Genomic DNA, 13,286 nt, shown 5'->3' on the forward strand with positions numbered 1-13,286 from the left:
ATGGCCAATAATCCGTTTTACGTTCCCCCGGGCAACGACTACAGCTCCGGCCTTTCGGGGCTTAGCGCTACGTTGGCCAACGTCCGCCAGGGCCGCATGCAGATGCGGGCCGAAGAAGAGCAGAAGCAGCGCCAGGCAGAAGCATCTGCAGCTGCCCAGCAAGCCTATGAGAGCGGCGACCCGGACATGATGGCCAAAGTCTCTCTACAGTACCCGGAGATCGCTCAGAACCTGCACCAGGTTGTGGGCTTGAATGATGAGCGCAAGGTGAAAGAGGCGGCAGGGTTCGCCCGCGATTTGCTTCTGGCATCGCCCGATCAGCGCGAAAGCATTTTCAAGCAGCGAATCCAGTCTCTGCAGGACCAGGGGCGCGATCCAACCCATACCGCTCAGGCTTACCAGCAGTACCTGCAAGATCCTAACGGCGCCATGCAGGGTATTGAGCTTGACTGGGCCGCAGGTGACCCCAATGGCTACAGCGTTATCGCTAACAAGGCCAAGGCCGAAGCCCAGGCGGCACGCGATGCACGCAAAGAGGCACGGGAAGATCGCAAGCTTGATCAGCAAATGACGATTGCTCAAATGGGATCGGCTGATAGAGCGCTTTCACGCCAGATCGCGATGCTTACTGCCCAGCAAGCAGCGTCAATGAACGACCTGAAGCGCCAGGAGCTGGGCCTGAAGATCGAAGAGAAGCAAGGAAAGCTTGATCAGAACAGAACAGAGCTCAGAAAGAGCGCTGACAGCGCCGTGGCGAACATCGACGCAAGCATTGAAGCAGCCGACAAGCTTCTCAATCACCCTGGCTTCTCTAATGCAGTTGGCTTCAGCTCAATTATCCCGACTCGTCCTGGTGGTAACGCCGCAGACTTTGAAGCAGAACTTGAATCGTTCAACGCCAAAACCTTCCTTTCCAACGTAGCCCAAATGAAGGGCCTCGGCGCGCTGACAGAAGCAGAAGGCGCGAAGCTCACAGCCGCGGCAGGAGCCATCAAGAAGAACATGTCTGAAAAGGCACTCCGGTCCAACCTGCAAACAATGAGGGAAGGAATGGAGAAGGCGAAGGAGCGCATGTCCAAATACAAGATGCCTGCGGCCGTCTCCAGCCCGGCACCAGCAAGTTCTGGCGGCTGGAGGATCGTTAACCAATGAGCACTCAAACTTACAAAGTTGAAGCGCCAGACGGCCAGATCATCACTCTGGAAGGTCCAGCAGGCGCTAGCCAGGAAGAAGTGATTTCTCAGGCCAAGAAGCTCTATAGCCAGAGAGCATCGACTCAGGCCGCTGAGGAACCTCGCGCACAAATGCTTCCACCTGCTGAGCAGGAAGACCCACGCGCCGCCCGGGCGATGGCTGCTATGGACCAGTACCCAACCGGCGCGCCTGCTCAGCCTGAGGAGCCAGGCTTGCTTGATAAGCTTGGCACCATGCTCACTGGGAGCGACCGGCAAACGAGGGCCACGCAGGAACTTCCAGAGCTTCAGAACTCCGGGCTGCTCAATGGCCTGGATATTCCATCCGGAAAAGGCGCCGCTGTAGCTGCTGCCATGGCCACCATGACCAATCCTGAGGAGATCGCGCAGACCCTCAAGTCACTATCGCCTCAGATCGGCATCCAGCAGGACGAGAAGGGAAACCTGATCGCTGCCAACAATGCGACTGGCGCCAGGGCGGTCATTAATAAGCCGGGGTTCACTGGGATGGATGCGCTGCAGGCTCTGGGCCTTGGGGCTGCATTCACTCCTGCTGGCCGTGGTGCTGCCATGGCTGGTGGTGGGATTGCGCGCCAGGCTGTGGCGCTTGGCGCTGGATCAGCTCTCACCCAGGCTGCCATTGAGGGCGGTCAAGCTGCTGCTGGTGGCGAATTTAACCCTGAGGATGTGGCATTGGCAGGCGCTACAGGGGCCGCTGTGCCTGCTGTCACTGGCACCATTGGCGCAGGTGTAGATGTGGCTCGGCGCGGAGTCGCTGCACTTCGTGGAGAGGCAGGTGGCGCGGCGCCAATCGTACAGGCTGCAAACGCCAACAACATTCCGCTGATGACCAGCGATATAGCACCGCCACGCACCCCTATTGGGCAACTTGCTCAACGTACAGGGGAACGTATTCCTTATGCCGGAACAGGCGCTTTACGGGCCCAGCAGCAAGAGGCCAGAGCCGCTGCCATCCAGCAACTTGGCGAGCGGTATCCGACTCCAGCTCCAAATCAGATCATTGACAGCTTGCGGGCTCGTACAGATCAGGTGCGTCGGGCGGCTGGTGACCGGTTGCAGCAGTATGAACAGCAGCTTACGCGCGTTGGCGAGGTTCCCTATCCACGTACGCAGCAATCAATCGAGGACGCGGTTCAAGAGCTTTCTCGCCCTGGCGTTGTGCAGAGTCCAGAAGCGCTCGCTGAGCTGCAGGGATTTGCTCGAACCTTAGGTGAGGCGCCTCAGACGTATGGAACTCTGCGCGAAAACCGTACAGCCCTGCGCGAAATCGTGAACGGCTTTGATAGTCCGATGCGTAGCCAACTCCCAAGCCGGGCGCGGGCCCTTCTGACTAGGGTTCAGTCATCGCTTACTCAAGACATGCAAGATGTTGCGCGTTCGAATCTTTCCCCTCGTGATTATGGGCGCCTTCAGCAGGCTAACGCAGTCTATGCCAGGGAAGCCGACCTTCTTCAAAACACTCGACTGAAGAATGTGCTGGATAAGGGAGACCTTACCCCAGAGGTTGCAGAGCACTTACTGTTCAGCAAAAAGGCGAGCGAGGTTCGAAACCTCTATAGAAGCCTGGATACCAATGGGCGCCAAGCTGCAAGGGCCACGCTTATTCAAAAAGCAATTCGTGACTCTGGCGGCGTAGAGAACATTTCTCCCGATCGATTTGCCAACAATATGCGGCGTCTTCAAACCCAGTCAGGAATTGTTTTCAGAGGGGATGAACTTGCTCAGTTGCGTGGTCTTGAGCAGGTTTTGAACGCAACTCGTCGAGCTGGCCAGATCGGCATAACCAGCACTGGCCAGGAAGGAACTGTTCCTGTTATGGCCGCAGCGGCTGGTTCAGCAATTGGAAGCTTTGGTGGAACTCTCGCTACAGCCGGAGCCATAGGTGGCGCTGCGAGAGCCTATGAAAGCGCAGCAGTACGAAATGCCCTGATACGCATTGGGAACGCTCCTCGCTCTACTGCAAGTCGCGATCTCGCTCTGCGGCTCGCTCGCGATCTAAACGCCGGCGTTCAATCTGCGCGCGCTCAAGAACCTGGAGAAGAACAAACGCAATGAATACAAGGACGCCGGTCATTAGGGACATGAAATCACCTCAAACCAAATCAGAATGGTGAGCCGCAATGGCAGATGAAAACGAAGTAAGGCTACCGTACGACTATTACCCGGACCCGACAAGGGGTAGGCCCGTTTACAATGGGTTTATCTATATCGGAAAGCCCGACACTGACCCCCAAGTCGTCTCTAATAGGCTTCAGGTTCGAGCCTTCCAGGAGAATGGTTCATCTGTTCCAATTGCCCAGCCAATCCGAACAGGGGCAGGTGGAGTACCCGACTTAAACGGATCATCTGTTCAGCTTCAGGTGAGCGGCGAGTACAGCATAAAAGTTCTGGATCATTTGGGCGCTCAGGTCTATTACGCGCCGTCGATTATCGGTGGCATTCGCCCTACCACAATTGTGCGTACACAATTTGTTCCTCTGAGTATCAACCTTACAAACCGATTCATTAACAGCAATTTGTTTGATCCGAATACGACTGGGACAGACTATTACGCGCTGCACCCCGCCGCGGCTGACTTTGGGGATATTTCAGTATCTCCGTTCAATATCGAAAATATTCCCGCTGAGCGCTTCGATCTTGCGGCTGGAAGCGGAACTGTGGACTTAGGAGGTCTGACATAATGAGCACTCAATACCAGCTTCGTAGAGGCACTACTGCAGAATGCCTGTTGTTCACTGGCGCGCAGGGTGAGGTCGTCGTAGACACGGACAAGAATACTCTTGTTGTTCAAGATGGGGTTACGGCCGGCGGTTACCCTCAGGCGACTCAAGTTCAGGTTAGCAACGGGACCTTTTACTACAACGAGGATGTGAGCTCTGCTGCAGATGCGTACATCCTCATCCCTAAGACCACAACGAATGTCCCCACTGCATACTTTGATGGCGTGCAGTTTGGCTTTGTCTCCGTCCACCCAAACACTGGGCCTTCTACGGCCAACTTCCAAGGTCTTGGGGTAAAAAGTCTCAAGTACCCAGGAGGTGTTGACCCGCTTGCAGGTGATATCAATGGCCGGGTCTACCTGATTTACGATGCTGCAAATGGCTGGCTTGAGATTCAAAGAAAGGCCATTGGGCCACCTCCTCAGATCAGAACCGTCGGTGCATCGGTATCAGGTAATGCTGTAACTGCAAGCCTCAGCCCTTGCACAATCGACTTTCGCTCATCCTCGTTGGGTAACGGTACACCGACCACCCGAAATGTTACGTCGACAATCAGCGTAACCGCACCAAGTGGCGCAACTCTTGGCACTCAAAGCGGCGTATCAAGTCGGATTGTTATCCTGGCGATTAATGGCCCAAGCGGGGCTGAGCTGGCGATTACGAACTTGGCGGGTGGCTTGAATCTGGATGAGACCACTCTGATCAACACCGTAGCTATCAGCGGCTCTGCAACATCAGCCAGCGTTGTTTACTCGACAACCGCACGTACCGGCGTTCCATTCCGCGTTGTTGGGTTCTTTGACTCAACACAGCCTTCTGCTGGTGTTTGGACGACGACGCCCTCTCAAGTCCAGGGGCAAGGTGGCCAGACTATCGTTGGCGCAAGCACTACCAAGATAACTTCAGGATCGTCGCAGAGTACTATCGGCACCTCAACTGATTTCACCAGCATTCCAGCAGGCGTAAAACGCATAACCATATCCCTTTCAGGTGTAAGCACAAACAGCTCATCTTTCTACCTGCTCCAGATTGGTGCTGGCTCAGTTGATACCGCTGGGTATTCAGGCGTTTCAGCTTCGGGCACAGCGCTCGGTGCAAACTCGACTGCCGGCTGGCTGATCGGCGTAAACCAGACGGCAGCTGGACTTTACAGCGGATTGGTAACGCTCGTGAATATTTCTGGTAACACCTGGGTTGAGTCTGGATGCGTTGGGGCTCCTACCCTCGTTGGCTCCATATCTTCCGGTACCAAAACCCTGTCTGGAGTATTGGATAGAATCCGACTCACCACAGTTATCGGCACAGACACTTTCGATGCTGGCTCAATGAACATTCTCTACGAGGTGTAGTTATGCTTTATAGATACGAGTATGACCTTTCATCTGGCATCAGAACTGAAATCAATCAGAGGGTCTATAGGAACTCTGATGAACAAACTATCATCCTCGACGAAGGAACTCCGATCCCGCCTGGGTTCAGAGAAATAGAAGATTATGACCAGGTAAAAACTGGCCTAGAATAATATTTAGTTCTATCCTTTAAGTGCATAGCTGCTCCTATGCTTGTTTTCTAATAGGAGCAGCTGGCATGAAAAAAATACTTTTGATATTGGCGTTGTTGCCCTCTGTTGTTTTCGGCGCAGCATTTGATATGTTTATCTCGCAGAGAAATATAGCAAACACTGCTACCCTAACCAGAACTATGCCTCTTCCAGAGCTTGGAGTTACAAGCCTTCTCGGCATAAATCCCTATACCAATGAGCCCATAATGTGGAAGCTTGGATCTTCCATGTCGACGCTAACAGGTGAATTGCAGTGCGGCCCAAACTGGGTAAACGTTGTAGACAAGCCGATCTTTGCCGCGGTCGCTACCAGTGGCGACTACAACGACCTGCTCAACAAGCCAGTGCCATCAGCCCAGGTTAACTCGGACTGGGATGCAACGTCTGGAGTTGAACAGATTCTCAACAAGCCGTCTCTGTCGGCTGTTGCTACATCGGGGAGTTATGCAGATCTGTCAGGGGCGCCATCAATCCCAGCTGCTCAGATCAACAGCGACTGGGCCGCGGCAAGTGGTGTGGGGGAGATCCTGAACAAACCTACCACTTTAGCTGGATATGGCATCACAGATGCGTATCCATTGACTGGTAACCCGTCAAGCTTTTTGACTGGGATCACCAGCGGCCAGGTTATTGGGGCTCTTGGGTTCACCCCCTATAGCGCCTCCAACCCATCCTCGTTCATCACTCAGTCTGGTGCTCGATCGGCAATTTCTCTGACTACGACAGGGACTTCTGGAGCAGCCACCTACAACAGCGCGACAGGTGTTCTGAACGTACCGAACTATGCTCCGGGCACCGGAACCGTGACGAGTGTCTCTGCAGGCTCTGGGCTCAGCGGAGGGACGATCACTACCAGCGGGACGATCAGCATGCCAAACACAGGAACTGCTGGTAGTTACTCAGGCGTGACAACCGATGCTCAAGGTCGCGTTACCGCCGGCACTGTTCGCAGCCAGTCTGCTGCAACACGAGCGCTGAACACCGTGTTTCAGGTGAGCTCGACCCGTGATGCAGTTGTTCAGTATGCCGTGCAGTGCACTGTGACTGCTTCAATCGGTGGGGGCCAGGATGGTGATGTGTTCCTAGACATAGCCAGTGATAGCGGGTTTACCGCGAACGTGCAGAGCGTTGACGTAGCGCCATGCAGTCAAACCTATACCCTTGCAATCGCTCTCCAAGGCGTTCAGAAAGGGCCTGCAAATGTGCGTGGCTACGTTCCTGCCGGCTACTATGCTCGCATTCGGACCGTGAACAATACCGGCACGCCTGCTTTTGCCTACCGCCTCGGCCAGGAGGTTTTGCAGTAGAAAAGAACCGGGCGCCTCTATGGGCGCCCGGCACCTACCGCAGAACTGCTCTTCTGTGGGAGGCTTGAAAATGTTATCACCACTTGCATGTATGCATATACAGTTGTTTTGATTTTTTGATCGTTCGGCAGGACGCCGGAGGAAGGGATATTATCAGCTTCAGCTCAGGTCAGGATTTGAGCCAGCGCCGAAAAAATAGTACAGCAGGTAGTACATCGGAAAGCGCAATTTGGAGGTTGGCCCAGAAAAGGCTGGTGTTTTTTGCCTGAATTAGACTCCGGCTTCGGGCACCATCTATTTCAAGGGCTTGCACGGTTTTGTGAGTGAGCCTTACTCTGAATCAATTCGCAACTTCAAATACTGCTCCGCAATTCACTTTGTGGGTGAGACCTTCTTGCCCTTACGATTGCGCGTGCACTGTTCGGTCATCTCCAAAGCGGGAGGGCTAAATGAGCTGGAAGCGTTTTAAGGTGGCGATCCTGTATGTCGGTGCTGTCCTCATGCTCGTGCAGGCCGGGCGACATTTGGCCGATGGTGCTACAAAGCTCGATAACGTGGGGCCCGCAATCATTGCCTTGGGGATCGCCTACTACTTGATCAGGCGAGCAAGAGCGTGTGCCGGATAGCATGGCGGCAACTTGATCTTGATTGATAGATCACACTGTCACTAGTTGTCGAGTAGGCGGGTAAATCAACTCAGCGCTCGGATACTTGGCATGCTCTTGCGGCAGAGAAGGGCTTGCGCCCCTTCAGCATCGATGAATCCGCTATGTGCGTCTATTTGTTGGCGCCCTGATCGCCAGGTATTTGCCGGTGGTTCTTTGGGGGAAGTTCGCAAGTAGAGGTGGTGAAAAAAGCCTGGTAACTCTAGGCCGAACTATCTGGCAGTAGTGGTACCGTCTACGCTACATCTCTGGAACCTGCTAGATGGATAGTCAAAGTCCACCTCACCGCATCGCAACGCCTCTAGTTGCGTCAAGCGCTGAAAGCCCTGCCGTTCACCCACCTGTTTGGCATCGCGGCCCGGACTTGCTGACCATTGGAAGCACGGGGGCGGCCATTTTGGGTTTCTGCTTTGTGGTGCTTGGGTTGTTGCCGGGCTTGGTGCTGACGCTACTGCTCCTACTCGGGTTCGAAGCGATGCCAGGTGAACCGAGCGGCGATGGGTCTAGCCTCACAACGTGGTCGTTCATCCTGCTCCTGTGTGGGTCTGTTGTGCTCATGGGGCTGGTCTTCGCGTGGATTTTTTCTGCATCTAGAGTGCTGGCCTTCACGTTCGACGAAAACCAGCAACTGCTTACTCTCACGGTCACCCGTCGCGCTCGCAAGCCCGCCGAAGTGCAAGTGCCATTTAGCGACATCATTTGTATCTGCCCTTACGTGCTCGCCAGTTATGACCGCGATGGCCATTTTAGTGTCGTGTGCCAGGGGCCGAGGGGCAAGGAGCTCGTATATCGATTGGCCGAGGGCACTTCTCTGGAGGAGATGGAGTTTCATGCTGCGTGGTTGCGGGGAATGATAGGGGACCGGATGCAGGAACTATTGAATCTGGATAAATGAACGAAGCACGTCTCTCCAGCCACTATCGAGGTGAGGCGGCTCTGCGCTCGACTGGCCGGGGTGTTTCAAACGGATTCTCGAACGGCCTGCACCGGCCGGGACGAGCGCCAATTGGCATGTTTCATAGGGTGCTGATCGCATCCGGGGCTGGACTGTTCAAACTGCTCCACAGGTCGCCAAACTCTGCAATTCGGTCGGGCAGGGATCGTGACGGGGTTGCTGAATTTAGGTAACTTGGCATTTTCCATTCATGGATGACGGATTCATGCCAATCACCAAGCGTATTGCAAAAATCTCCCTGAGCATCTCCCTGCTGGGCCTCGTAGGCGCTAGCCCATTCTCCCTGGCGGACGACACCACTCCGGTGAGCGAGTTGCTGCGTAGCGGCTATGAAGTCAAGGCGGCCTACCAGGCGCCAGCACGAGTCGGCCTGGTGCACTTTCTGATCTTGCAAAAAGGGTCGTCGGCGTTCCAGTGCGTGACCTATGGCGCCGAAATAAAGCCACGTTTCCATGACTACTCCAACACCTACTCTTGTGCTCAAATTCAGGACCTGATTCCCACCCAGCCTAACCTCCTGCAGTAATCCTACAGCGCATTTACGGTTCCATTACCCCTCCAGCCCTTATGGCCAGGGCTGGTGCGGTCTGCTGTTGGGGAATGCCCGCTCGAAGGTGCCGAGATCAAGGTTGGCGGAGCGGTTTAAGCGTATGGAGGACTACCTCCGAGAAGCCCCCAGTAGTACTTAACGGATGTATTCGCCTGCGGGACGCTATAAGCCATGCATCGATTGCCCCAAGGCCGCGTGTGCGATGGGGGAGGCCGTTCTTCCCGGTACGGGTCTGGACCCTTCCGGGCAGGAGAGATAGAGCACTGGGTAGATAATACTGGTTGTATATACAGTTTTTTGTTGAGAGAATTTCCCCACTCCGCGGGTGCATAGGAGGTGAATATCAGCTTGATGCTGATTTGCATGCATCCGTGTGAAGGCCTCGAGCCTGGAGCCATCGCCTTTGAGCGACATGAGAGCGGAGTCTTCCGCGACAAATCATTCGACTCAATAGGTCAATCCAAATGAAAAAAACTATCAGTGTTTCCCTGCTCGGTCTCTTGGCGTGTTTTGGTGCCAGCATGAGCGCCTTTGCTGACACAGCCATGTCCTGGAATTTGGCAAGGGATGTAATCCTGGCGAAGGAGAGCGCGCCACCAGGTTCACCCTGGTCGTTTATGCAGAACTTCTCCGGCGTGAACAAGGCTGAAAATTACATCCTATTGCCATACTTCAAAGCCGATTCGTGTAACAACCTCCCAGCTACCTGCTGGATGGACCAAGTTTCTGGGGCGCATGTTTCGGTTCACATGAAACCTTACACCTACACGGCAAACGGCAGCTTTACCATTGCGGCTGGCAACGTGGCCTTTCACCCAGGCCAGAATAGCCAGACGGTTATTCGCTGGACCAGTCCGGTGGTCGGTGAGATCAACATTCTCGGGCGAGTTAACAGCGTTCATGACAGTTGCGGTGATGGCGTGGCTTGGTCTTTGAATCAGGGCGACACGGTTCTTCAGTCGGGTAGCTTGGTCAGAGGCAGCGGCGCGGTCTTCTCGGTCAGCAAAGTGCCTGTCACCCAATCCTCTGCCATTTACTTGGTCCTCGACAAGAAGGCCAACTACGTCTGCGACACCAGCACCATCGACATGTTGATTACCAAGTAAAGGTTACGCTTGGTTGTATCGGGCTTTAGTGGCCTGCTTATTGAAAGCCAAGAGCGTCGAACTTATCGCCTTTGAGCGACATGAAAGCGGAAGCCTCCGCACAAATCATTAAGCTCAATAGGTGAAACTATGTCAGTAGTTAAAGTCGGCAAATTTTTTCGCAACGTAACCATGAATCCGGCGCGTGTTGTGAAAATTGTAGACCCCGCAGAAAACACTCATGGACTGGTTATTCAGACTGGTTTGATTAGCCCCTCCAATGGCGCGTTGGGGCTCTACTCGGGCACCTCGGCACCGACCGGTATCGGTGATGAATCCAAGCCCATCATCTTTGCGGGGAACGGCAATACAGCTGCGGGTTCCGGCTCTGAGCTGTTGATGCCTAACCCACTCTTTGTCTCTGCGGGACAAGGCCTGTGGGTCGCTGCAAACGTCCCGGCTGCGGCCGTCGCTCTGACCTGGGATTTGCTTGATTGATCCTGATGCCGTGAAAGCGAGCCCTGCGATTGTGCAGGGCTTTTTCGTTTCCTCTCCCCGCCACGCTCCTTGCTTTAAGCGGGGTTACTGGTGGGCCACTTTTAAGTTGAGCCTTGGGAGGCGAAGGGCCTGGCGCTCACCCAGCCCCGCCCGTAGAGGCGGGGCGGGTGCGATGGAGCAAGGCGTTGCGGCCAAGTGCAGATGCAGCGTGAACAGGCTGAAAGTGAGCCTTGCAAGCAAGGACGGGGCAAAGGAGAATGGCCAGCTTTCAATGTTTGTAACTAGAAATAACAAAATAAAATCAATAAGTTACTTTCTGGTTTTTGAGGCGGCATGGAATGCGGAACTGCGTTTGAGCTGAAGTTCACCTCTGGCAAACACACGCCTGTTGCTGACCAACACTCTCGGTTCAGATGTGACCCAGAGCGTTGCTGCGCCGCCTCCGGGATCTGATTTCTACAACAAGGCCAGATGCAAAAATGAACATAAAAGCATTGCTCATCGCTTCGCTGGGGGGGCTCTCGCTGATTCAAGCAACGCTTTCCTTTGCGGACAACACCAATGGCAAGAGTCTCTATGTGCAACGATGTGCCATGTGTCACGGCGCCGATATCAAGGGAACTGGGCCGTTGGCCAATAAGAGCCATCCTCCTACACCTGATCTGACGACCCCTGCTTTCAAAAAACGACTCAAAGAGTATCCGGGTGTGATTGTGTCGTCGGTAATACTGCGTCCCAATGGAGACTTGATTCCCAGAACTTTGCGGGAGAACGGTGTGAAGGTGCCCCCGCATGCTTGGAGCGTTAAGGATTTTCGCGATTTGAATCAATACATGAGTGACGTGATTTCAAAGACTCGATGAGTTCTTCATATGCGTTGGCATAGCGTTCCAAGAGCCACTTGCTCCGAGACGGTGGCCAATCAATCTTCGCTTCAGCCTTGAGGCTCATCGCTGCCCGGGTCGGGCCGCACCAGGTGCTGCCAGGGAAATACCTGTCGGGCGAAATTCTTCACGTAACCGCCAGTGGTGGCCTGGATCACCATGATCGGCAGTTTGGGTCGCTGGCGCTGCAGGGCTTCGAGTTGTTCCAGGCTCAGGCAGGTATTGCGCAAGCGCAGCGCCCGCAATGGATCGCACGCGTGGCTGGCAAACAATCTTTCATAGCTGGCAAAAGACGTGATGGCGTGCTCCTCGCGGTCTTTTGCCCAGCTTTGCTGAAGTGCGCTGGACTCACTGAAATCCAGGCTGCTCAACCGCGGCAGGTTGCTGGAGCCTGCGAGGTTGTCGATAAAACCCTGGGTGTCGAAATGGGCGCCGATACGCAGTTGTGCAAGGTGTGGCAGGTCGACCTGGAAGAAGTCCGCGTTGGGGGCATTGGGCAGGGTCAGTTCGCTGAGGTACGGGGTCTTTGCTACCCAGCGGGCGATTTCACCGGCTTCTTCCATGATGGTGCCGGCCTTCTGGATCAACGAAGCGTTATGGTCCTGAGGTTCGGTGGGGCGAATCGCCAATGACCTGAGGCGGGGAAATTGCACCGCACTGTCCAGCAAGGGGCTGAACTCCCACTCGCGGGTACCGTTCGCGCCTTCATCGGCACCGGAAAACAGCAGCGAGCTGAGGATGTCCGCCACGCTCTGCTCTGCCAGGCATTCCAGGGTCCAGGCAAAGGGCTCGTCCCATAGCTCGCCGTAGTACTCCAGATGCAGGCCGTCACGCATCGGCGCCAGGGCCAGGTAGTTGTAGTCGCTGGCCCACAATGGGCGGGCCGGGTCTTCGCCAGTGTCGTCGTGCTCGGCGGCCTGCTCCCGAGTGAACTCATGGATGCGTTGCTGCAGGGCCAGCAGCCGCTGGTAGCCAGGGGAAGACAAGGGATTGGACATGGGCTGGATTCCGCGGGTAACGCAGGCGCGGGCCTGCTGGATAAACGCTGGGCGTGGTGAGGGCCGATCATAACAAAGCGGCGAGGGCGGCCCGCTGTGAAGCGAGCGCTGGGCGGTACACATTTTTCCAACAAATAAACTCTGTCGTCAGGGCCTGGCCGGACGCTAGGATCCGTCGCCGACCTGCCGGCCTAGCGTCTTCGAGGGGCTCCACAGCATGCAATCAAGGCTACTGCCGTCATCAGCAACCGGGCTCGCGTCCAGGGAAATCACCCTGGATGACGCAGCGCTGTTGCAGCGTTTCTTTGTCGAGAACCCGGAGTATTTCCATATCGTCCACGGTGCAGCGCCGCAGCCGGACGAGGCGCGCGACGAGATCGATGATGCACTGCCAGCGGGCTGGTCCTACACCCGCAAGTGGAAAATCGGTTACTTCGACAGTGAAGGGCGCCTGCTGGCGTTCGTCAGCATTGTCACCGACCTGTTGGCACAAGGGGTCTGGCACATAGGCCTGTTCATGCTGGCTACCCCCTGTCACGGCAGCTCCCTTGCCCGGCAGTTGCACGCTGAGCTTGAGGCCTGGGCGGTGGGCGAGGGCGCACGCTGGCTGCGCTTGAGCGTGGTCCAGGACAATGCCCGGGCACAGGGTTTCTGGAATGCCTGCGGTTATGCCCAGGTGCGTACCCGTGACGGGATCGAGCTGGGGCGCTTGCAGCACCAGGTGCGGATCATGATCAAGCCCCTGGCCGGGGATGCGCTGGCCGACTACCTGGCCCTGATGCCCCGTGATCGCAGCGAGGAGCAGGTACCTTCCTGACAAGGTGCCAGGAGCACCCGGACGGCGTGACT

General features: G+C 55.5%; 12 protein-coding genes. 11 read left to right on the plus strand and 1 reads right to left on the minus strand.

Annotated elements, in window-relative coordinates:
- The 10 genes from BLS75_RS02040 (at window position 1) to BLS75_RS02075 (ending at window position 11,418) form a co-directional block, all read left to right on the plus strand.
- Window positions 1–1,152, plus strand: coding sequence for a hypothetical protein (locus BLS75_RS02040; RefSeq protein WP_092214851.1), 1,152 nt, complete (start codon window positions 1–3; stop codon window positions 1,150–1,152).
- Window positions 1,149–3,269, plus strand: coding sequence for a hypothetical protein (locus tag BLS75_RS02045; protein ID WP_092214854.1), 2,121 nt, complete (start codon window positions 1,149–1,151; stop codon window positions 3,267–3,269). Before BLS75_RS02040 ends, BLS75_RS02045 begins: the two co-directional genes overlap by 4 nt.
- 65 nt (window positions 3,270–3,334) lie before the next feature.
- Window positions 3,335–3,895 carry a phage tailspike protein gene (locus BLS75_RS02050; protein ID WP_092214857.1) on the plus strand — a complete coding sequence of 187 codons (561 nt, stop codon included), beginning with the start codon at window positions 3,335–3,337 and terminating at the stop codon, window positions 3,893–3,895.
- Window positions 3,895–5,283 carry a hyaluronate lyase N-terminal domain-containing protein gene (locus BLS75_RS31935; protein WP_143031411.1) on the plus strand — a complete coding sequence of 463 codons (1,389 nt, stop codon included), beginning with the start codon at window positions 3,895–3,897 and terminating at the stop codon, window positions 5,281–5,283. The genes BLS75_RS02050 and BLS75_RS31935 overlap by 1 nt, the downstream gene beginning before the upstream one ends.
- Window positions 5,284–5,521: 238 nt before the next feature.
- Window positions 5,522–6,802: a hypothetical protein gene (locus BLS75_RS02055; RefSeq protein ID WP_143031412.1), complete on the plus strand. Its 1,281-nt coding sequence runs from the start codon at window positions 5,522–5,524 to the stop codon at window positions 6,800–6,802.
- A 927-nt stretch (window positions 6,803–7,729) separates the two neighbouring features.
- Window positions 7,730–8,362 (plus strand): hypothetical protein, encoded by a 633-nt coding sequence (locus tag BLS75_RS02060; RefSeq protein ID WP_072450130.1) that lies wholly within the window; start codon window positions 7,730–7,732, stop codon window positions 8,360–8,362.
- 265 nt (window positions 8,363–8,627) lie between these two features.
- Window positions 8,628–8,948, plus strand: coding sequence for a hypothetical protein (locus BLS75_RS02065; RefSeq protein ID WP_041774282.1), 321 nt, complete (start codon window positions 8,628–8,630; stop codon window positions 8,946–8,948).
- A gap of 488 nt (window positions 8,949–9,436) precedes the next feature.
- Window positions 9,437–10,078 carry a hypothetical protein gene (locus BLS75_RS02070; protein ID WP_041752304.1) on the plus strand — a complete coding sequence of 214 codons (642 nt, stop codon included), beginning with the start codon at window positions 9,437–9,439 and terminating at the stop codon, window positions 10,076–10,078.
- 129 nt (window positions 10,079–10,207) lie between these two features.
- Entirely contained in the window at window positions 10,208–10,555 is a 348-nt protein-coding gene (locus tag BLS75_RS31945) for a hypothetical protein (RefSeq protein WP_143031413.1), read from the plus strand.
- Between the two features lie 479 nt (window positions 10,556–11,034).
- Window positions 11,035–11,418 carry a c-type cytochrome gene (locus BLS75_RS02075; RefSeq protein WP_072450131.1) on the plus strand — a complete coding sequence of 128 codons (384 nt, stop codon included), beginning with the start codon at window positions 11,035–11,037 and terminating at the stop codon, window positions 11,416–11,418.
- A gap of 71 nt (window positions 11,419–11,489) precedes the next feature.
- On the opposite strand, the gene BLS75_RS02080 is transcribed toward BLS75_RS02075, so the two are convergent.
- The gene (locus tag BLS75_RS02080; RefSeq protein WP_072450132.1) at window positions 11,490–12,437 is read right to left on the minus strand and encodes a hypothetical protein; all 948 of its coding nucleotides are present in this window, start codon (window positions 12,435–12,437) and stop codon (window positions 11,490–11,492) included.
- Window positions 12,438–12,654: 217 nt separating this feature from the next.
- Here BLS75_RS02080 and BLS75_RS02085 point away from each other — a divergent pair, with 217 nt between their 5' ends.
- Window positions 12,655–13,254, plus strand: coding sequence for a GNAT family N-acetyltransferase (locus BLS75_RS02085; RefSeq protein WP_072450133.1), 600 nt, complete (start codon window positions 12,655–12,657; stop codon window positions 13,252–13,254).
- The last annotated feature ends 32 nt before the right edge of the window (window positions 13,255–13,286 follow it).

The sequence above is a fragment of the Pseudomonas sp. NFPP12 genome (genome assembly GCF_900103205.1).
Classification (GTDB): domain Bacteria; phylum Pseudomonadota; class Gammaproteobacteria; order Pseudomonadales; family Pseudomonadaceae; genus Aquipseudomonas; species Aquipseudomonas protegens.